This window comes from Gordonia sp. 852002-10350_SCH5691597, from assembly GCF_001665715.1.
Lineage (GTDB): Bacteria > Actinomycetota > Actinomycetes > Mycobacteriales > Mycobacteriaceae > Gordonia > Gordonia sputi.
On the sequence record NZ_LZMO01000023.1, the window covers coordinates 16,045 to 35,551 of the forward strand.

Genomic DNA, 19,507 nt, shown 5'->3' on the forward strand with positions numbered 1-19,507 from the left:
GGCCCCCGCTGGTTGAGCCGGCCGCGAGCGCAGCGAGCGGCCGTAGTCGAAACCACCCCACGCCGCGCGGAAGCCCCGCTCAGATCGCGGCGGCGATCTCCTTCGCGGCGTCGGCGCCATAGGCGCCCTCGATCCGAGTGAGCGCGGCGTCGCGGTCCCACGACCAATCCTGCGTCGACACCGTTTCGAGGACCAGTACGGCGACCATCGAACCGACCTGTGCGGCGCGCTCGAAGCCGAGGCCCGCCGACAGCGACGAGAGGAATCCCGCGCGGAAGCCGTCGCCGACGCCGGTCGGGTCGACCTTCTCCGTCTCCGGAACAACGGCCACATGCGTGCGCGTGCCGTCGCGGTCGACAATTTCGACACCGCCGGAACCGAGGGTCGTGACGCGCACGCCGATCAACTCGGCGACCTGCGCCTCCGACAGCCCGGTCTTCTGACGCAGCAGACCCCACTCGTACTCGTTGGTGAACAGGTAGGCGGCGCCGTCGATGAGCTCCCGTGCCTGCTCACCGTCGAGTCGCGCGAGCTGCTGCGACGGGTCGGCGGCGAATGGGATGCCGAGACGTCGACATTCCCTGGTGTGCCGCAGCATCGCTGCCGGATCGTCGGCACCGATCAATACGATCTCGGGTGCACCGACGCGTTCGACGACCCCGCCGAGATCGATCTCGCGCGCCTCACTCATCGCTCCCGCATAGAACGTCGCGAGCTGCGCCATCGTCTCGTCCGTGGTGCACATGAAGCGAGCCGTGTGGTGCGTCTCGGAGATGCGTACTCCGCGGCAGTCGACGCCGTGCGCCTCGAGCCACTGGCGATAGTCGTGAAAGTCCGATCCCACAGATCCGACGAGCACCGGCGACTGCCCCAGCTCGCCCATCGCATACGTGATGTTGCCTGCGACACCGCCGCGTCGGACCACGAGATCCTCGACAAGGAAGCTGAGCGAAATGTGCTCGAGATGATCGGCGAGAATCTGCTCCGAGAACTTCCCCGGGAACTTCATCAGATGATCTGTCGCGATGGAACCACATACAACGATTGCCACGTACTCTCCAAGCCTCTCAGCGTTTGTGATGGCCCGCCGCGCGAGCCGGCGTTCGAGATGGCCCGCCGCGCGAGCCGACCATGAACCGCATCACACGCTACCGAAAGCCCCGGAAAAGACTGACCGCACCCCGGCGTCGCCGAGGTGCGGTCAGAAATACAGGCGTACTGCAGCCGTCAGTTGAACGAGTCGCCGCAGGCGCAGCTACCCGTCGCGTTGGGGTTGTCGATGGTGAAACCCTGCTTCTCGATGGTGTCGACGAAGTCGATCGTGGCGCCCTGCACGTACGGCGAGCTCATCCGGTCGACAGCCAGCTTGACGCCACCGAAGTCTGCGGTGAGGTCGCCGTCGAGTGAACGGTCGTCGAAGAAGAGCTGGTAGCGCAGGCCTGCGCAGCCTCCAGGCTGCACTGCGATACGCAGCGCCAGGTCGTCGCGACCCTCTTGGTCGAGCAGCGCCTTGGCCTTGGCGGCTGCAGCGTCGGTCAGGATGACGCCGGTGGTGGTCGCGGTTCCGGATTCGTTCTGAACGGTCATCGATGCTCCTCGTACTGTGATGGCGCCGTTAATGCTCGGCCCCGGTCGTGCTGCCATGTGTCACACAGCTCTGATGTACGCCGCGCTGTGGCAGCGACTCGAACGCGTCGGCTGACGATGCAGGCCTTTTGTTCGTCTGTTGTCAACGGTACCCCCTATGTGCATATTCCCGGAGTGTGCACACACCTGTGGGTCGTCGACCGCAGGCTTTCTCACCCACTCGGGAGCCACGACGCCGCGGCGCGCGCCGCAAGAGCGGTGAGTTGATTTCGTGCGTCGCTCATCGCGAGTTCGACCGATCCCGCCTGGTCGACGATCGAGTGGGCGCCGGCAATCCCGGCCTCGGCGATCTCGTCCGGAGTCAACGCCACCTGACCCGCGAACACGACCGTCGGCGCACCCACCTCGGTTGCCGCGGCATTCAGCGCCGACACGACCTTCCCGCGCAGCGTCTGGGAATCGAACTTCCCCTCACCGGTCAGCACCAGATCCGTACGAGCGATCGCAGTGGCCTGATCGGTCGCCTCTCCCACAACCGTCGCACCGGACACGCGACGCGCACCCAGTGCGAGCAATGCCGCCCCGAGCCCACCAGCGGCCCCGGCTCCCGGCTCACCACTGACGTCACGACCAGCGATCGATGCCAGCACCCGCGACCACTGCGCGAGTCGCTCTTCGAGACGCCCGACGGTCTCGGGGTCCGCACCCTTCTGCGGACCGAACACAGACGCAGCTCCCAGCGGTCCCAGCAGGGGATTCTCGACGTCGGACGCAGCGATCAGCGCGACGTCGGCGAAACGCTCCGCTGCCCGCGCCGACCCACCCAGGGCGTCGATCAACCCGTGGCCGCCGTCGGTGGTGGCACTCCCACCCAGACCAACGACCACTTCGCGGACTCCGGCCTGTAATGCAGCGTCGACGAGCAGCCCGACACCGTAGGTGTCTGCCGACTGCGCGGTGCGCGGCGTCGGCCCACCACCGAGTTGATGCAGGCCGCACGCCTGCGCGCACTCGATGTAGGCGACGAGCCGCTCGGGCTCCCTGTCGTCGAGCAACCACTGTGCCGTGATCGCGGCGCCGAGTGGACCGACGACCCGTTCGGTCACCGTGCGTCCGAAGCGTGCTGCGAGGACGTCGACGAATCCCGGTCCGCCGTCGGACTGCGGCGCGAGTGTGATCTCGTCGTCGGGCCTGCCCGCCGACCATCCTTCGCCGATGGCGTTCGCGGCCTCGACCGCCGTGAGCGTGTCGCCGAACGAATCCGGCGCTATCAGGACTCGCATCCGCCCCACCTCTGCTCGCTCGACACCCGGGCGTCGACGCAGGTGCTCGCGGTCGTCTCCCACGCTCGTCTCCTCGGGCCCATGTCCGGGAAGTATAGGGAGGTCGACGAACCGCGGCAGCGCTAGATCGCCTACCCTCGAAGACGTGAGACTGCCATGGAACAAGGACGACGACACCGCCGACGAGGGCACCCTGTCGCTCAAAAAAGCGCCGACGACGACCGTCGACGACACGGAGACCGAGTCCGAGACCAAGGGCAGCGCATACACAGCGGGTAAGGGACGCCCGACACCGTCGCGTCGCGAGGCAGAAGGCCGACGACGTGGCCCGGTCGCGCCTCCGCCGACGACCCGCGCCGAGGCACGTGCGCGCAAGAAGCAGCTCAAGAGCTCGATGTCGCGTGAGGATCGTCGCAAACTCAACGACGATCGCCGCAACCAGCGAGCCGAGCAGCGCGAAAAGATGATGGCAGGCGACGAGCGCTACCTGATGCCCCGTGACAAGGGGCCGGTGCGGCGCTACACCCGCGACCTCGTCGACTCGCGACGCAACTTCGCAGGACTGTTCATGCCGTTCGCGGTGGTGCTGATCGTGGTGATGTTCCTGCCGTCGATCGCCGCGTACGCGAACTTCGTGTTGCTGGCATTCGTGGTGCTGATGGCCGTCGACGCCGTCATCCTGGGCAGGCTGGTCAACAAGCGCGTCCGTGAGCGCTTCCCCGACACCGACGACACCGGCTTCCGCCTCGGCTGGTACGCCTTCACCCGCGCCATGCAGCTCCGCCGGATGCGCGCACCCAAGCCGCAGGTGTCTGCGGGCGACGAGGTCTGAACCGGCAATGACCACGAGGGGCACCCGCACACTGGTGCTCGGGGGCGTGCGGTCGGGCAAATCGGGGGTCGGCGAGGCACTGCTCGCCGAGCACTCTGAGGTCCGCTACATCGCGACCGGGCCGACACTGACCTCCGATGCGGAGTGGGTCGCGCGAGTCGAGGAACATCGACGACGCCGCGACGAGCGGTACACGACAGTCGAGACCACCGATCTCACCGCAGAGCTGTCGACAACGCCCGATGTCGCCACACTGGTCGATGACCTCGGCAACTGGCTCGCCGCCGACATCGACGCCACCAACGGCTGGGAATCTCCGATCGACCGCTCCGACCGCACGGCGCAACTGTGTGCGGCGATCAGCGACGTCACCTCGGATCTGGTGATCATCAGCCCCGAGGTCGGGCTCGCTCCGGTCCCACCGACCCCCGCCGGCCGCGCATTCCAGGACGAACTGGGCGCACTGAACTCGGCCGTGGCAGCCGTCTGCGATCGCGTACTGCTCGTCGTAGCCGGCCGCGTCGTCGAACTCCCAGCTGAATTCCCAGCCGGACTCCCCTCCCCCGTTGCTCAGAAGGCACAGCAGGAAGCGGCACCAGCGGCGGCAACACAGAAACCGGCAGCGACACCGGACGTCGCACCGGCAGCAGCCGTGCTCGCACCGGCAGCCACAGATACGCCACCGACGGCCCCCGAAACCACACCGGCGGCATCCGGCAACGTTCCGGAGACCAGCGACATCGTCGCGACCGACGCCGAGGTCTTCGACCACATCGACCGTCCCGACGAGTCCGTCGCGCAGGCGGCACGCGAGCGTCAGCTCACGTTGACCAAGCCCGCAGGTTCGATCGGCAGGCTCGAAGACCTCAGCGTGTGGATCGCCGCATGCCAGGGCGTGTGTCCGCCCCGCTCGATCGAGCAGGCGAACGTGGTGGTGTTCGCGGGCGATCACGGTGTGGCGCAGGCGGGCGTCTCCGCCTACCCACCCGAGGTGACCGCCCAGATGGTCGCCAACATCGCCTCAGGTGGGGCCGCGGTCAACGTCCTCGCCCGCCAAAGTGGCGCGACGGTGCATGTCGTCGACATGTCGGTCGACGCCGACACCGCACCCGGGGTCTCGCGCTACAAGGTACGACGCAGCAGCGGCGACCTCCGAGCCACCGATGCGCTGACCATCGCGGAGGCTCGCAAGGCCATCGCGGCGGGACGCGCAATCGTCGACGACTTGGTCGACTCTGGCGCCGACCTTCTCATCGCGGGTGAGATGGGCATCGGAAACACCACTCCCGCAGCGATTCTCGTCGGTACCCTGACCCGTCACGAGCCTGTCGAAGTCGTCGGCCGCGGCACCGGCATCGACGACTCCGGCTGGATGCGAAAGACCGCAGCCATCCGTGACGGCATGCGACGCGGCCGACGCTACATCCACGATCCCCTCGCACTCGTCGCGGCCGTCGGCGGCGCCGACATCGCCGCGATGGCCGGGTTCCTGGCCCAGGCCGCCGTGCGTCGCACACCGGTGATCCTCGACGGTGTGGTGGTCACGGCGGCGGCACTCGTCGCGGCCGAACTGGCGCCCGGCGCCGTGAGCTGGTGGGTTGCCGGTCACCGGTCGGTCGAACCCGCGCACACCTTCGCGCTCGAACACCTCGACCTCGAGCCCATCCTCGACCTGCGGATGCGCCTCGGCGAAGGCAGCGGCGCACTGATGGCGCTGCCCGTCGTCTCCTCGTCTGTGGAGATCCTGCGGGGCATGTCGACGTTCGACGAGGCGGGAATCAGCGATTCCGACTCGTCAGCGGCCCTGACCACCAGCGAGGCGGGGGTCTGACCCGGGCGTGGGCGGCAGGATATCGCCGGCCGACGCACTCGCGGGCGCGTTCTCATGGCTGACTGTCGTGCCGATCCCATTGCGCAACAACACTTTTGATCGACGATTCGGTGGCGCCTCGATCGCCGCGGTCCCGGTTGTCGGCCTCGCCCTCGGCGCTCTTGTCGCTGTCGTGGCGTGGGCACTGAGCCTGACCGACCTCTCCACCGCCTTGATCGGCATTCTGCTCGTCGTCGTCCTCGGTGTCGGGACACGGGGCATGCATCTCGACGGCTTGGCCGACACTGCGGATGGCCTCGGATGCTACGGCCCGCCCGACCGGGTCGCCGAGGTGATGCACAGCGGCTCAGCGGGGCCGTTCGGGGTTGCGACGATCGCGGCAGTGATGATCATCGACACCGCGGGATTCGCTGCGCTGTGCGGTGATTCACGATGGCTTGCGATCGCCGCAGCGGTGTTCGTCGGACGCGTGGCCGTAGTGATCGCCTGTCGACGGTCACTTCCGCCGGCACATTCCACCGGGTTCGGCGCACTCGTCGCGGGCACCCAACGGGCATCGGTCGTCGTGTGGTCGGTGTCGGCGATCGTCGCGATGGTGTTCGCGGGCGGTTGGCAGTCGTTGTCACCCAACGGATTCGACGTCGGATCGGCGTTGCGTGCGGCCATCACCGCCGTGATCGTACTGGGCTTCGCATGGTTGTTCACCCGGCACTGCGCGCGCCGCATGGGCGGGATCAACGGCGACGTCCTCGGCGCGGTGATCGAGCTGTCGACAGCCATAGCCCTTGTGGGACTACTGATCTGACGTCGGAGTACGCCCCGCTACCGACCCGGCGGATTCTGACCCGGATACACCGCGGGCCTCCAAGACCTGAGTGTCGGGGGCCATCGGATGTCTGCATCACACCGGATCTGGATCAGGCCGGGTACAGGGTCGTCATCCATCCGTGGGTGTCGGCGAACGTACCGCGCTGGATGCCGGTGAGTGTGTCGCGAAGCGCCTGCGTGACCTCACCGGTGGTGCCGTTGCCGATCGTGTAGTCGTCGGTCTCGCTCTTCACGTGGCCGACCGGCGTGATGACCGCAGCGGTACCGCACGCGAAGACCTCGGTGATGTCGCCCGACGTGACGCCCTTGCGGAGTTCCTCGGTGGAGATGCGTCGTTCCTCGACGGAGAACCCGGCGTCGATCGCAAGGGTGAGCAGCGATTCACGCGTGATACCGGGCAGCAACGAACCGGACAGTTCCGGGGTGACCAACCGCGCGTCGGCTCCCGAACCGAACACGAAGAACAGGTTCATGCCGCCCATCTCCTCGATGAAGCGACGCTCCACCGCGTCGAGCCAGACCACCTGGTCGCAGCCCTGCGCGGTGGCCTGCGCCTGCGCCAGGAAGGCCGCGGCGTAGTTGCCGCCGCACTTCGCGGCGCCGGTACCACCGGGTGCTGCGCGGACGTATTCGGTCGACAGCCACACGCTCACCGGCTTGATCCCGCCGGAGAAGTAGGCGCCCGCGGGCGAGCCGATCACCGAGTAGACATACTGCGACGACGGAGCGTTGACTCCAAGCCCCGCCTGCGAGGCGAACATGAACGGGCGCAGGTACAGCGATTCCTCGCCGCCGGCGGGCGGAACCCATGCGTTGTCGGCGTCCAACAGCGCGCGCAGCGATTCGATGAAGTCGTCGACCGGCAGTGGCGGCATCGCGAGGCGTTCAGCGGAACGCTGCAGCCGCAGGGCGTTGGCCTCAGGACGGAACGCGGCGATCGAACCGTCGGGCTGCCGGTACGCCTTCAGACCCTCGAAGACTTCCTGTCCGTAATGCAGAACCATCGCCGACGGATCGAGCGCGATCGGTCCGTAGGGCGTGACCTTCGCACTGTGCCAACCGCGATCTACGTCGAAGTCCACCAGCACCATGTTGTCGGTGAAGTACTTGCCGAATCCCGGCGCGGAGAGGATCTCTGCCCGACGGGACTCCGACACCGGATGGGGATGCTCGGTACGGGTGAACTGCAAGGTCATTGGCCTATGGTAACGCCGCGAAGAAAAGCAACCCTCACCGACCACCCACGCTGATCGAGGCGCCTCACTGTCGAGATCCGCCGGATCGAGTTTGTCGAGATCCGCCGGATCGAGTTTGTCGAGATCCGCCGGATCGAGCTTGTCGAGATCACACGTGCGACTCGACGAACGGCGGGATCACCACCTCGCAGGTCAGCTCACGCCCGCGGACGTCGATCACGACCTCCGCACCTTTCTTGATGCCCGACGCCGTGTCGATCAGCGCGAGCGCGATGCCCTGCTTGAGGGTCGGAGAGAACGTCCCGGAGGTCGTCTCGCCGACAGTCTCGCCGCCCGGCCCGGCCAGCACCGTCAGTCCCGCGCGCGGAACGCCGCGGCCGGTGGCCTTGAGTCCGTAGAGACGCCGGGCAGGTCCGGCCTCCTTCTCCGCCACGAGGGCGTCGCGACCGAAGAACGCGGGCTTGCCCCACCCGACCGCCCATCCGCTGCGTGCCTGGTTGGGCGTGATCTGCTCGGTGAGTTCGTGACCGTGCAGCGCGTAGCCCATCTCCGTGCGCAGGGTGTCGCGAGCACCGAGTCCGGCGGGCTGGCCCCCGGCGTTGGTCACCTCGGTCAGCAGCGCGTCGAAGACGGGCCCGGCATCGCTCCATCGCGGGAGGATCTCGTACCCACGCTCGCCGGTGTATCCGGTACGGCACACTCGCACCGGATACGACGCATCGTCGGTCTTGAGATCGGCGTCCGCGTACGCCATGTACTCCATGTCGGTCGGAAGACCAACGGCGGCAAGCACATCGGGGCTCTTCGGTCCCTGGACGGCAAAGACCGCGTAGTCACGATGCGCGTCGATGATCTCGATACCGTCGGGCGCGACGGCCTGCAGCGCGGCGACGACCTTCGCGGTGTTCGCGGCGTTGGGAACCAGGAACACTTCGTCGTCGGAGACGAGGTAGGCGATGAGGTCGTCGACCACTCCCCCGGACTCGTTGCAGCACAGTGTGTACTGCGCCTTGCCCGCGTGGATCTTCCCGAGGTCGTTCGTGAGTGTCGAGTTGACGAAATCTGCTGCGCCAGAACCCTTCACGAGCGCCTTGCCGAGATGACTGACATCGAAGATCCCGACGGCCTCGCGAACGGCGTTGTGTTCCGCGACGGTGCCCGCATATGAGACGGGCATGTGCCATCCACCGAATTCGGCGAAGGTGGCACCGAGTGCGTAGTGGCGGTCGGCGATGGGTCCGGCGAGCAATTCGGTCATGCGGGCAGATTACCGATCCACGTCGAGCCCGCGCACCTCGCACGACACGACGGCCGACTCAAGGGACGCCATAGCCCTGCACGCCCTCGACCGTCCGCAGATCGAAGTGGTCGACCGTGATCCCCTGCGCTTCGGCACCGCCCACCGTCGTCACGACGTTGCCGTCACGCGCGACGACGATGTTCGTGTGCTGGCGAAAGTGACTGGGCTTGTCGTAGAGCACGATGTCGCCCGCGGCGGGCACCCGCGAGGCCGGACGCCACCGCCCGCTCGCGTGCAGATAATCGGTCAGCGTCGCGACGCCAGGGATTCGCCATGATCCGGAGTTCGGATTGTCAAACGGCACACCGGCTTTGCGCATCACGGTGCTGACGAAGTCGGCGCACCACGATTCGTCGACTCCCTCGGAGTACGTCGTGCCCGCCGCGTTGCGGTCGTACTCGGAGTGCACGACGTCGACGATCCGCGCGCGCACCGGATCCGCTCCGCTGGTGTCGACCGCGGGGAACGCCTGCCGTGACGAACCCACGCCGACCTTCGCGTCGGCACGCGAGAGCGGATCGTCGTCGCCAGAAGCGGCGCGTAGTCCGACCACCGCCCCGGCAGCGATCACCACCACGACCACCGCCCCGGCAGCGATCACCACCACGACCACCGCGACGAACCACCATCGACGACGACGTGTGGCAACCCCGGCCGTCGCGCGCTGCCCGGTGCGCCTCGTCGTACCCACGCTCATCGGGTCACTCTAAGCAGGGTTGCCGGTGTCGGACCCGCTCTGGGGAGATCGTGTCGGTCCGCGGAATGACGTGGCAGAGTTGAGCGGGTGAGTAAGAACGAGAGCGTCGACCGGACACGCGGTCCCAAGATCCAACTGGCAACCTCCCTCGACAAGAACGACGAGGTGCTCGTCATCGGGCTCGTATCACCCGAGAGTCCCAACCCCGAGGACCCGAACTCCAAAAACACAGACTCCAAGGACACGGACTCCGACGCGGCGCCCACCCTGTTCATCGGCGACGGGCTCCTCGACGACGCGCAGGCGTCGGCCGTCAGCGATGCGCTCGTCGCGGTCGGCGCCAGCGGCGCACACGGTGATGTGGCCACCGTTCCCGCACCTGAGTCGCTCGGCGTCGACGCCGTGGTGGCCGTCGGCCTCGGCTCGTCCGACGACGTCGAGAATCCCGAGAAGCTCCGCCAGGCCGCGGGCATCGTGGCCCGTGCACTGAACGGTCGCGAGCGAGTCGCCACCACTCTCGCCGCCGGAGGCATCGAGCCCGTCGGCGAGGGCTTCTTCCTTGGCGCATACCGGTTCGACGAATTCCGTTCCGCCAAAACGCTTCCCACAAAGACTCCGCCGACCACGGTGCGCCTGCTCGTCGAGAACACCGGCAAAACCGCCACCGCGCAACTCGACCACGCCGTCGCCGTCGCTGATGCCACCGCGATCGCCCGCGACTTCGTCAACACCCCGCCGAGCCACCTCTACCCGGAAGAGTTCGCCGAGCGCGCACGCTATCTCGGTAGCAAAGTCGGCTTGAAGGTCGAGATCCTCGACGACACGGAGCTGGAGAAGGGCGGGTACGGCGGCATCATCGGCGTCGGCAAGGGCAGTTCACGCCTGCCGCGACTGGTCCGGCTGACGCACACGGGAAAGAAGGACGCCAAAAAGGTGGCCCTCGTCGGCAAGGGGATCACCTTCGACACCGGCGGCATCTCGATCAAACCCGCAGCCAACATGGATCACATGACCTCCGACATGGGAGGTGCCGCCGCCGTCATCGCGGCCACCATCCTGGCCGCTCGCCTCGACGTCGACGTCTCGGTCACTGCGACCGTGCCGATGGCCGAGAACATGCCGTCGGGTACCGCGCAGCGCCCCGGCGACGTACTCACCCAGTACGGCGGAACCACCGTCGAGGTCTTGAACACTGACGCCGAGGGCCGCCTGGTCCTTGCCGACGCGATCGTGCGCGCATGCGAGGACGAACCCGACTACCTCATCGACACCGCGACGCTCACCGGCGCCCAGATGGTCGCACTCGGGGCACGTACACCGGGTGTGATGGGCACCGAGGAGTTCCGCGACCGCGTCGCCGAACTCTCGCAGGAAGTCGGCGAGAACGCGTGGCCGATGCCGCTCGCCGCGGAGCTACGCACCGACCTGAAGTCGCGAGTGGCCGACCTCGCCAACGTCACCAACCACCGCAACGGCGGCATGCTCGCCGCGGGCCTGTACCTGAAGGAGTTCGTCGCCGACGGCGTGCAGTGGGCCCACATCGACGTCGCCGGACCGGCTTTCAACTCCGGAGCACCGTGGGGTTACACCCCCAAGGGCGGAACCGGCGTCCCGGTCCGCACCATCGCGCGCGTGATCGAGGACATCGCCGAGAACGGCTGAGCGCACCCCTATCCGCCACCGTCCCCGACTCGCCAACGCAGTTGCGTCGACACGCCACATGGCGCGGGCCGGTGGCGGGTAGGGTTTAGCGCGTGGGCATCGGCCACCCGCCGACGCCCGTGTCCCGGAGGCGCACACACCACCGCGACAGACCACACATAACCCAGACACGTATGTCGAGTCGAGGAGTCAACAACGATGGCCTTCTCCGTCCAGATGCCAGCCCTTGGTGAAAGCGTCACCGAAGGAACAGTCACGCGGTGGCTGAAGGAGGAGGGAGACACCGTCGAGGCCGACGAGCCATTGCTCGAAGTCTCCACCGACAAGGTCGACACGGAAATCCCCGCTCCGACATCAGGTGTGCTGACGAAGATCGTCGCCCATGAAGACGACGTCGTCGAGATCGGCGGCGAACTGGCAGTCATCGGCGAAGCGGGCGAAGAAGCACCGTCGGATGATTCCGATTCGTCGGGCGATTCCGATTCGGCTGCCGGCACCGAGCCCGAGCAGGCCTCAGAACCAGAGCAGGAGCCCGAGGCGCCGTCAACCGACGCCGACGCCCCCGCCGAGAAGCCCGTCGCGCAGGCGGCGCCGAGCGGATCGACATCCGGAACCGATGTCCTCATGCCGGAGCTCGGTGAGTCGGTCACCGAAGGCACCGTCACCAACTGGCTCAAGCAGGTCGGCGACGAGGTCGCCGAAGATGAGCCGCTTCTCGAGGTCTCCACCGACAAGGTCGACACCGAGATCCCATCTCCTGTCGCGGGCACACTGATCGAGATCGTCGCCAACGAAGACGATGTCGTCGAGATCGGCGGCAAGCTCGCGGTCATCGGCGACAAGTCCGCGGCCGGCGCAACTCCCGAGCCCGAACCCGAGCCGGAGTCCGAGCCCGCCAAGGCAGAGTCCGAGCCCCAACCGGAGCCAGAGCCCGAAAAGGCTGCTCCGGAACCCGAGCCCGCCAAGGCCAGCACCGCCCCCGCGGCCAAGGAACCCTCCGATCCACCGACCGTCGAATCCACGCCGTACGTGACCCCACTGGTCCGTAAGTTGGCCTCCGACAACGACATCGACCTCAACTCCATCAAGGGCACCGGTGTCGGAGGCCGTATCCGCAAGCAGGACGTGCTCGCGGCGGCAGAGGCCAAGAAGGCTCCCGCACCCGCTGCTGCTCCTGCCGCGTCGTCGACGCCGGCTGCTGCCGCGGCGTCGAGCCCGTCGGGCCACGGACCCGAGGTCCGCCCCGAGCTCGCCAAGCTGCGTGGAACCACGCAGAAGATCAACCGCATCCGGCAGATCACGGCGAAGAAGACGCGCGAGTCCCTACAGGAGAGCGCACAGCTGACCCAGGTCTTCGAGATCGACATGTCGAAGGTCGCGACCCTGCGCAAGGCTGCCAAGGAGTCGTTCAAGGCGGCCGAGGGTGTGAACCTCACCTACCTGCCGTTCATCGCGAAGGCCGTCGTCGAGGCGCTCAAGGCGCACCCGAACGTCAACGCGTCGATCGACGAGGAGAAGAAGGAGATCACCTACTACGACAAGGTGCATCTCGGAATCGCCGTCGACACCGAGAACGGACTGCTGTCCCCGGTGATCCACAACGCCGACGACCTCTCGCTCGCCGGTTTGGCGCGTGCCATCGCCGACATCGCGGCACGCGCTCGCTCGAACGGCCTCAAGCCCGACGAGCTCGCGGGTGGCACGTTCACCATCACCAACATCGGCAGCCAGGGCGCGCTCTTCGACACACCGATCCTCGTTCCGCCGCAGGCAGCGATGCTCGGCACGGGCGCGATCGTCAAGCGTCCGGTCGTGATCACCGGCGACGACGGTTCGGAGTCGATCGCGGTCCGCTCGATGTCGTTCTTCCCGCTGACCTACGATCACCGCCTCATCGACGGCGCCGACGCGGGCCGCTTCCTGACGACCATCAAGAAGCGCCTCGAAGAGGGCGAGTTCGCAGCGGAACTCGGGCTGTAAGGCTCGCATGCTGATTGCCGTCGCGGGTTCCCACGGGCTGATCGGTTCGGCTCTGGTCACCTCGCTGACCGATGCCGGCCACACTGTCCGACGCCTGGTTCGTCACGAACCACTGTCCGACGACGAATTCGGTTGGGACCCCGAGACTCTCGGGGTCCCAACCGAAGCCCTCGACGGTGTCGACGCCGTGGTCAGTCTCGGCGGGGTCGGGGTGGGCAACCAGTTGTGGACGGGTCGGTTCAAACAGGAGCTGCGCGACACCCGGATCACTCCGACCGAGGTGATCGCCGAAGCCGTGCGGAAGGCGGGAGTCCCCACCTTTCTCAGCGCCAGTGCGTCGGGCTACTACGGCGACACCGGCGAACACGCGGCGATCGAGTCCGACGGCCCGGGAAGCGGTTTCCTCGCCGACCTCGTCGTCGACTGGGAGGACGCAGCGGTGCGCAACGCGGGCGAGAACACTCGCGTCGTGTTGTTGCGCACAGCTCCGGTGCTCTCCGGCTCCGGCGGGCTGCTCGCCAAGCTGCGGCCTCTGTTCAAACTCGGCCTCGGCGGCACCATCGGGAGTGGGCGCCAATACTTTTCCTGGATCACGCTTGTCGACGAGATCCGCGCCATCGAGTTTCTCCTCTCGTCGACGATCAGTGGACCGGTGAACCTCGCGGCTCCCGGCGCAGTACCGTTCGCCGACTTCGTGTCGGCGTTCGGTCGGGCCGTGCACCGTCCGACACTCGCGCGAGTGCCCGGTTTTGCCGCGAAGTTCGTGGGCGGCGAGATGGCGCAGGAAATGATTCTGTTCAGTCAGCGCGTTGCACCAGGAGTGCTCAGCGACAACGACTTCACCTTCACCCACCCGGACATCGACTCCGGACTGGCCTACGCGAATCGGTAGGGCTCCCCATGCCACGCGAATCCATCCGTACGGATTCTGAGACTCCTTTCGAGGTACGCACCCTCGGCGTCGTCGACTATCAAGACGCGTACGAGACCCAACACGCACTCGCTGCCGAGCGTGCCGACGGCCCGCTCGACCACGACCTCCTCCTGTTACTCGAACACCCCTCCACGTACACGGCGGGCAAACGCACTGAGCCGTCCGACCTGCCGACGAACGGCGCGAGCGTCGTCGACGTCGACCGCGGTGGGCGCATCACCTGGCACGGCCCCGGCCAGCTCGTGGGCTACCCGATCGTCGCTCTCGCGCAGCCGCTCGACGTCGTCGACTACGTACGACGCATCGAGTCGGCGCTGATCGCGGTCTGTGCGCGGTTCGGCGTCACCGCCGGACGCGTCGACGGCCGGTCGGGAGTGTGGGTCAGCGACGACGCGGGCGAACGCAAACTCGGCCAGATCGGTATCCGCGTGGCGCGCGGAATCACCCTGCACGGGTTCGCACTCAACGTGAACCCCGACATGAGCGCATTCGACGCCATCGTCCCCTGCGGCATCGCCGACGCCGGCGTCACCTCGCTCGCGCTGGAAGCGGGCCACGAAATCACCGTCGACGAAGTGCTCGTCGACGTCGTCGACGCGGTGCGCTCGGCGTTCGACCACCGCGACGTCGGCGCCGATGTGATCGGTGTAACGGACCCGCAGTCGACCGTCGAGCCGGGCGTAGCATCGGTGCGGTGACCGTGTCTGATTCACAAGCCTCCACACCCACCGCCCCCGACGGCCGCAAGCTGCTGCGTCTCGAGGTCCGCAACGCGCAGACCCCGATCGAACGCAAACCCAAGTGGATCAAGACGCGCGCGACGATGGGCCCCGAATATTCGGAGCTCAAGGGACTCGTGAAACGCGAAGGGCTGCACACGGTCTGCGAAGAAGCGGGATGCCCCAACATCTACGAGTGCTGGGAAGACCGCGAGGCCACCTTCCTGATCGGTGGCGAACAGTGCACCCGACGCTGCGACTTCTGCCAGATCGACACCGGTAAGCCGGCAGAACTCGACCGCGACGAACCCCGCCGCGTTGCCGAGAGTGTGCAGGCGATGGGCCTGCGGTACTCGACGATCACCGGCGTCGCACGCGACGACCTCCCCGACGAGGGCGCCTGGCTCTACGCCGAGACCGTGCGAGCCATCCACCGCCTCAACCCCGGCACCGGCGTCGAGAACCTGATCCCCGATTTCCACGCCAAGCCCGAGCTCCTCGACGAGGTATTCGACGCACGTCCCGAGGTGCTGGCACACAATCTCGAGACCGTCCCCCGCATCTTCAAGCGCATCCGGCCCGCGTTCCGGTACGAGCGCTCCCTCGACGTCCTCACCCAGGCTCGCGATTTCGGGCTCGTCACCAAGTCGAATCTGATCCTCGGCATGGGCGAGACACCCGAAGAGGTCCGCGAGTCCATCGTCGACCTACACGAGGCGGGCTGCGACATCCTCACCATCACGCAGTACCTGCGCCCCTCGCCGCGGCACCATCCCGTCGAGCGGTGGGTGAAGCCGGAGGAGTTCGTCGAGCATTCCGACTTCGCGCGCGAGGTCGGATTCGCCGGTGTGATGGCCGGACCGCTGGTCCGCTCGTCGTACCGCGCCGGGCGACTCTACGCGCAGGCGATGGCTCACCACGGCCGCGAAATCCCCGCCGCGATGGCTCATCTCGCCACCGAGGGGTCGGCGAGCCAGGAAGCGTCGAGCGTCCTCTCCCGCCTCGCGCACTGATTTCCGACGAGCGCCCACCCCGTCGGCGCCGCAAACGCCGACGCCTGAGTGCTCGGCCAACCCCCGGCGTGCCGGTCGGTGGTCGGACGTATCCTAGAGGGCATGGCAAAGGCGTCTGCAGCAAGCAAAGAGGAAAAGGCCGCGGCGAAAAAGGCTCGTCGTAAGGCCTCGCGCGAGCGTTACACGCAGCTCTGGCAGGCGTTCCAGATGCAGCGTAAAGAAGACAAGCGGCTCATCCCGTACATGGTCGGCGTCTTCCTGCTGGTCGTCGCGGTGTTCGTCGTTCTCGGTCTCGTGCTCGGTAGCCCGTGGCTGTTCATCCCGGTCGGCGTCATCCTCGGACTGCTCGCCGCGTTCGTGCTGTTCGGGCGTCGTGTCCAGAAGACCGTGTACACGCGTGCCGAGGGACAACCCGGCGCGGCCGGTTGGGCGTTGGGCAACATGCGCGGACAGTGGCGGGTCAGCCAGGCCGTCGCGGGCACCAGCCATCTCGACGCCGTGCATCGCGTGATCGGCAAGCCCGGCGTGATCCTGGTCGCCGAGGGTTCTCCCACACGGGTGCGCTCGCTGCTGGCACAGGAGAAGAAGAAGGCTGCACGCGTCGTCGGCGACACCCCCATCTATGAGGTGTACGTCGGCAACGACGACGACCAGGTACCGCTTTCCAAGCTCGAACGCCACCTCAACAAGCTGCCCCGCAACATCGACGGCAAGCGCATCGACGCCCTCGAAGGGCGGCTCAGCGCGTTGAGCAGCCGCGGCTCCGGACCCGCGATGCCGAAGGGCCCGCTGCCCGCGAACGCGAAGACGCGCAGCATGCAGCGCACCGCGCGTCGTCGTAGCTGAGGCGGTCCGCACCACCACCATGCACTGCTTTTGGCAAAGGTGTCGGGCAAGACCGTGTCCGGTTGCGACTTCCTCCGCCTCGACGACGACGGCAGAATCGTCGACTTCACGGTGATGGTGCGGCCACTGTCAGCGGCAGTCGCACTGTCCGAGGCGATGGGCGCCCAGTTCGATCGGATTCGCACAGAGGCGACGGCAGAGCTCAGCGGGTCCTGATCATCGCCGTGCCGGTCGCGCGATCATGCAGCGCGCGGCCGTTGTAGTCGTTCATGAGCGCGGGCACGATGAACACGATGAGCACCTGGCGCGCCAGCGCACGGATCGGGCCCACTGCCGCGAAGTGCTCGGAGCCGCTGACCTCCGCGGAGGTGCGATCGGGGCCGTAGTCGACGCGGGCCACCCGTGTACCCACGGCGAATTGCCCCGGCGTGAAGCCGAACAACGTCACCGTGACGACACCGACGACAAACCACACCGCCAGGATGACCGTGCCCATGTCGGGTGAACCGAAGCGGACGAACAACAACGAGAGTCCACCCGCGATCAGCCAGTCGACCATCAATCCGGCGACGCGATGCCAGCCACCCGCGAGCGAACCCGGACCGGTCTCGGGAAGCCCGAGGTCGGCGCCAAGGTATTCGACGTCGACGTCCTGGCCGGCCTGCGGCCCCGACAGCCATGATCCGGTAGCGCGACCCATCGCAGGCACCCTCTCTCCTCGTCCGCCGACGGGGTGAACCCCGCCGGAATTTACGCCCGACGAGCGGTGCAGCGCGCTCGTCTCTGCACGTCAGTGTATGCCCCGCACAGGAGAAGACCGGCAGCCCCGCACACGACGGCACCGGCGCTCACCGTCGAGCATCGGTACGCATGGTCGACGAGTGGTCAGATTCACCACGCGCGCAAGGCCGGAATCAGGAATAGTTATGGTGTCCCACGTCCGCGGTGTGTAACACAGGAGAAACACGTCCTTGACGCGCGGGCAACGTCCGATCCATACGGTCTGAGCTGAGATCCGCTGCTGTCTCTCGGTGGCGGACGAGCGTGTCGGGTGACCGTCTCGTGGCCACCCGCCGGCGAAATAGTGAAGGAGTCACCGCACGGTGTACAGCAGCAAAGAAGAACTACTCGAGGGCATCAAGAAGGAAGGTGTCGAGTACGTCGACATCCGATTCTGCGACCTGCCCGGCGTGATGCAGCACTTCTCCATCCCGGCGACGGCGTTCGACGAGAGCGTCTTCGAAGACGGCCTCGCCTTCGACGGTTCGTCTGTCAGTGGATTCCAGTCCATCAACGAGTCGGACATGATGCTGCTGCCCGACCCGGCAACTGCTCAGATCGATCCCTTCCGCAAGGCCAAGACGATGAACGTCAGCTTCTTCGTCCACGACCCGTTCACTCGTGAGGCCTACAGCCGCGACCCGCGTAACGTCGCCCGTAAGGCCGAGGACTACCTGGCCTCCACCGGCATCGCCGACACCTGCTTCTTCGGTGCTGAGGCCGAGTTCTACATCTTCGACGGCGTGTCCTACGGCTCGGAGATGAACGGCACCTACTACGAGGTCGAGTCCGAGTCGGGCTGGTGGAATGCCGGTTCGCCCGTCGACCCCGACGGCTCGCCGAACCTCGGTTACAAGGTGCGCCCCAAGGGCGGCTACTTCCCGGTGGCGCCGTACGACCACTACGTCGACCTGCGCGACGAGATGTCGACCAACCTGACCAACGCGGGCTTCGAGCTCGAGCGTGGCCACCACGAGGTGGGCACCGGCGGCCAGGCCGAGATCAACTACAAGTTCAACACGCTGCTCCACGCAGCCGATGACGTGCTGCTGTTCAAGTACATCATCAAGAACACCGCATGGGCGAACGGCAAGTCGGTCACCTTCATGCCGAAGCCGCTCTTCGGAGACAACGGCTCGGGCATGCACGCTCACCAGTCGCTGTGGAAGGACGGCAAGCCGCTGTTCCACGACGAGGCCGGCTACGCGGGCCTGTCGGATCTGGCTCGCTACTACATCGGCGGCATCCTGCACCACGCTCCGTCGCTGCTGGCGTTCACCAACCCGACCGTCAACTCCTACAAGCGTCTGGTGCCGGGCTACGAGGCTCCGATCAACCTGGTCTACAGCCAGCGCAACCGGTCGGCCTGTGTGCGTATCCCGATCACGGGCAACAACCCGAAGGCCAAGCGCCTCGAGTTCCGCTGCCCCGACAGCTCGGGCAACCCGTACCTCGCCTTCGCCGCGATGATGATGGCCGGACTCGACGGCATCAAGAACAAGATCGAGCCGCACGAGCCCGTCGACAAGGATCTCTACGAGCTTCCTCCGGAGGAGGCCAAGAGCATCCCGCAGGCACCGACCTCGCTGAGCGCCGTCATCGACAAGCTCGAAGAGGATCACGAATACCTCACCGCCGGTGGAGTGTTCACCGAGGACCTGATCGAGACCTGGATCGCGCTCAAGCGTGAGAACGAGATCGAGCCGGTCCAGATCCGCCCGCACCCCTACGAGTTCGCGCTGTACTACGACTGCTGAGTCCCAGCACAACAGCACCGCACACCGCCCGCCCGACGAGTCGTCGGGCGGGCGGTGTGCGTCGGGAGTCATCGACTGTGCGTTCTGGCGTCATTCACACGGCCAGACCCCGACGCCGACAACCGAACTCGGCATCGGCGCACGGACGACGCCGTGCAATGCTGTTCGCATGACCTACCCCGGATCGGGACCGAACGGATACGGGCCCTGCGGTGGTGGGCCCTGGGGAGGAGGACCTTGCGGCGGCCACGGTCCGTTCGGT

Annotated in this window: 17 protein-coding genes and 1 pseudogene; 11 read left to right on the plus strand and 7 right to left on the minus strand. The window is 66.9% G+C overall.

Annotation, left to right across the window (positions count from 1 at the left end):
* Positions 1 to 79: 79 nt before the first annotated feature.
* The 3 genes from A5777_RS01700 to A5777_RS01710 form a co-directional block, all read right to left on the minus strand.
* Positions 80 to 1,051, minus strand: coding sequence for a carbohydrate kinase family protein (locus A5777_RS01700; protein ID WP_197501409.1), 972 nt, complete (start codon positions 1,049 to 1,051; stop codon positions 80 to 82).
* Between the two features lie 176 nt (positions 1,052 to 1,227).
* The gene (locus A5777_RS01705; protein ID WP_005209017.1) at positions 1,228 to 1,587 is read right to left on the minus strand and encodes a HesB/IscA family protein; all 360 of its coding nucleotides are present in this window, start codon (positions 1,585 to 1,587) and stop codon (positions 1,228 to 1,230) included.
* 212 nt (positions 1,588 to 1,799) lie between these two features.
* Positions 1,800 to 2,870, minus strand: coding sequence for a glycerate kinase family protein (locus A5777_RS01710; RefSeq protein WP_064861428.1), 1,071 nt, complete (start codon positions 2,868 to 2,870; stop codon positions 1,800 to 1,802).
* 145 nt (positions 2,871 to 3,015) lie between these two features.
* Here A5777_RS01710 and A5777_RS01715 point away from each other — a divergent pair, with 145 nt between their 5' ends.
* Genes A5777_RS01715 through A5777_RS01725 form a run of 3 tightly spaced genes read left to right on the plus strand, consistent with a single transcriptional unit; the run spans position 3,016 to position 6,338 of the window.
* Complete coding sequence (locus A5777_RS01715) at positions 3,016 to 3,702, plus strand: DUF3043 domain-containing protein (RefSeq protein WP_064861429.1); 687 nt, start codon at positions 3,016 to 3,018, stop codon at positions 3,700 to 3,702.
* 7 nt (positions 3,703 to 3,709) lie between these two features.
* Entirely contained in the window at positions 3,710 to 5,533 is a 1,824-nt protein-coding gene (gene cobT, locus A5777_RS01720; RefSeq protein ID WP_064861430.1) for a nicotinate-nucleotide--dimethylbenzimidazole phosphoribosyltransferase, read from the plus strand.
* Between the two features lie 7 nt (positions 5,534 to 5,540).
* A complete protein-coding gene (locus A5777_RS01725) occupies positions 5,541 to 6,338 on the plus strand; it encodes an adenosylcobinamide-GDP ribazoletransferase (RefSeq protein ID WP_197502267.1) in 798 nt (265 codons plus the stop codon).
* A 112-nt stretch (positions 6,339 to 6,450) separates the two neighbouring features.
* Here the strand turns inward: A5777_RS01725 and A5777_RS01730 are convergent, their stop codons facing one another.
* From A5777_RS01730 to A5777_RS01740, 3 genes are all read right to left on the minus strand, one after another.
* Positions 6,451 to 7,557 carry a branched-chain amino acid aminotransferase gene (locus tag A5777_RS01730; RefSeq protein ID WP_064861431.1) on the minus strand — a complete coding sequence of 369 codons (1,107 nt, stop codon included), beginning with the start codon at positions 7,555 to 7,557 and terminating at the stop codon, positions 6,451 to 6,453.
* Positions 7,558 to 7,705: 148 nt separating this feature from the next.
* A complete protein-coding gene (gcvT, locus tag A5777_RS01735) occupies positions 7,706 to 8,815 on the minus strand; it encodes a glycine cleavage system aminomethyltransferase GcvT (protein ID WP_064861432.1) in 1,110 nt (369 codons plus the stop codon).
* A gap of 58 nt (positions 8,816 to 8,873) precedes the next feature.
* Positions 8,874 to 9,554: a CHAP domain-containing protein gene (locus A5777_RS01740; protein WP_082933503.1), complete on the minus strand. Its 681-nt coding sequence runs from the start codon at positions 9,552 to 9,554 to the stop codon at positions 8,874 to 8,876.
* An 87-nt stretch (positions 9,555 to 9,641) separates the two neighbouring features.
* Here A5777_RS01740 and A5777_RS01745 point away from each other — a divergent pair, with 87 nt between their 5' ends.
* From A5777_RS01745 to A5777_RS01775, 7 genes and pseudogenes are all read left to right on the plus strand, one after another.
* Positions 9,642 to 11,216 carry a leucyl aminopeptidase gene (locus A5777_RS01745; RefSeq protein ID WP_064861433.1) on the plus strand — a complete coding sequence of 525 codons (1,575 nt, stop codon included), beginning with the start codon at positions 9,642 to 9,644 and terminating at the stop codon, positions 11,214 to 11,216.
* Between the two features lie 198 nt (positions 11,217 to 11,414).
* Positions 11,415 to 13,196: a 2-oxoglutarate dehydrogenase, E2 component, dihydrolipoamide succinyltransferase gene (sucB, locus tag A5777_RS01750; protein WP_064861434.1), complete on the plus strand. Its 1,782-nt coding sequence runs from the start codon at positions 11,415 to 11,417 to the stop codon at positions 13,194 to 13,196.
* A gap of 7 nt (positions 13,197 to 13,203) precedes the next feature.
* Positions 13,204 to 14,088: a TIGR01777 family oxidoreductase gene (locus A5777_RS01755; protein WP_005206468.1), complete on the plus strand. Its 885-nt coding sequence runs from the start codon at positions 13,204 to 13,206 to the stop codon at positions 14,086 to 14,088.
* Positions 14,089 to 14,096: 8 nt separating this feature from the next.
* Complete coding sequence (gene lipB, locus A5777_RS01760; RefSeq protein WP_064861435.1) at positions 14,097 to 14,828, plus strand: lipoyl(octanoyl) transferase LipB; 732 nt, start codon at positions 14,097 to 14,099, stop codon at positions 14,826 to 14,828.
* Positions 14,825 to 15,862: a lipoyl synthase gene (gene lipA, locus A5777_RS01765; protein WP_005206466.1), complete on the plus strand. Its 1,038-nt coding sequence runs from the start codon at positions 14,825 to 14,827 to the stop codon at positions 15,860 to 15,862. Before lipB ends, lipA begins: the two co-directional genes overlap by 4 nt.
* Before the next feature lie 102 nt (positions 15,863 to 15,964).
* Entirely contained in the window at positions 15,965 to 16,708 is a 744-nt protein-coding gene (locus A5777_RS01770) for a DUF4191 domain-containing protein (protein WP_005206465.1), read from the plus strand.
* A gap of 18 nt (positions 16,709 to 16,726) precedes the next feature.
* Positions 16,727 to 16,924 (plus strand): annotated as a pseudogene (locus A5777_RS01775) (nuclear transport factor 2 family protein); the annotation flags it as partial.
* On the opposite strand, the gene A5777_RS01780 reads toward A5777_RS01775, so the two are convergent.
* Entirely contained in the window at positions 16,911 to 17,408 is a 498-nt protein-coding gene (locus tag A5777_RS01780; RefSeq protein WP_064861436.1) for a hypothetical protein, read from the minus strand. The pseudogene A5777_RS01775 and the gene A5777_RS01780 overlap by 14 nt on opposite strands.
* A gap of 403 nt (positions 17,409 to 17,811) precedes the next feature.
* On the opposite strand from A5777_RS01780, the gene glnA reads away from it, so the two are divergent.
* Positions 17,812 to 19,245 carry a type I glutamate--ammonia ligase gene (glnA, locus tag A5777_RS01785; RefSeq protein WP_064861437.1) on the plus strand — a complete coding sequence of 478 codons (1,434 nt, stop codon included), beginning with the start codon at positions 17,812 to 17,814 and terminating at the stop codon, positions 19,243 to 19,245.
* Positions 19,246 to 19,507: the final 262 nt, after the last annotated feature.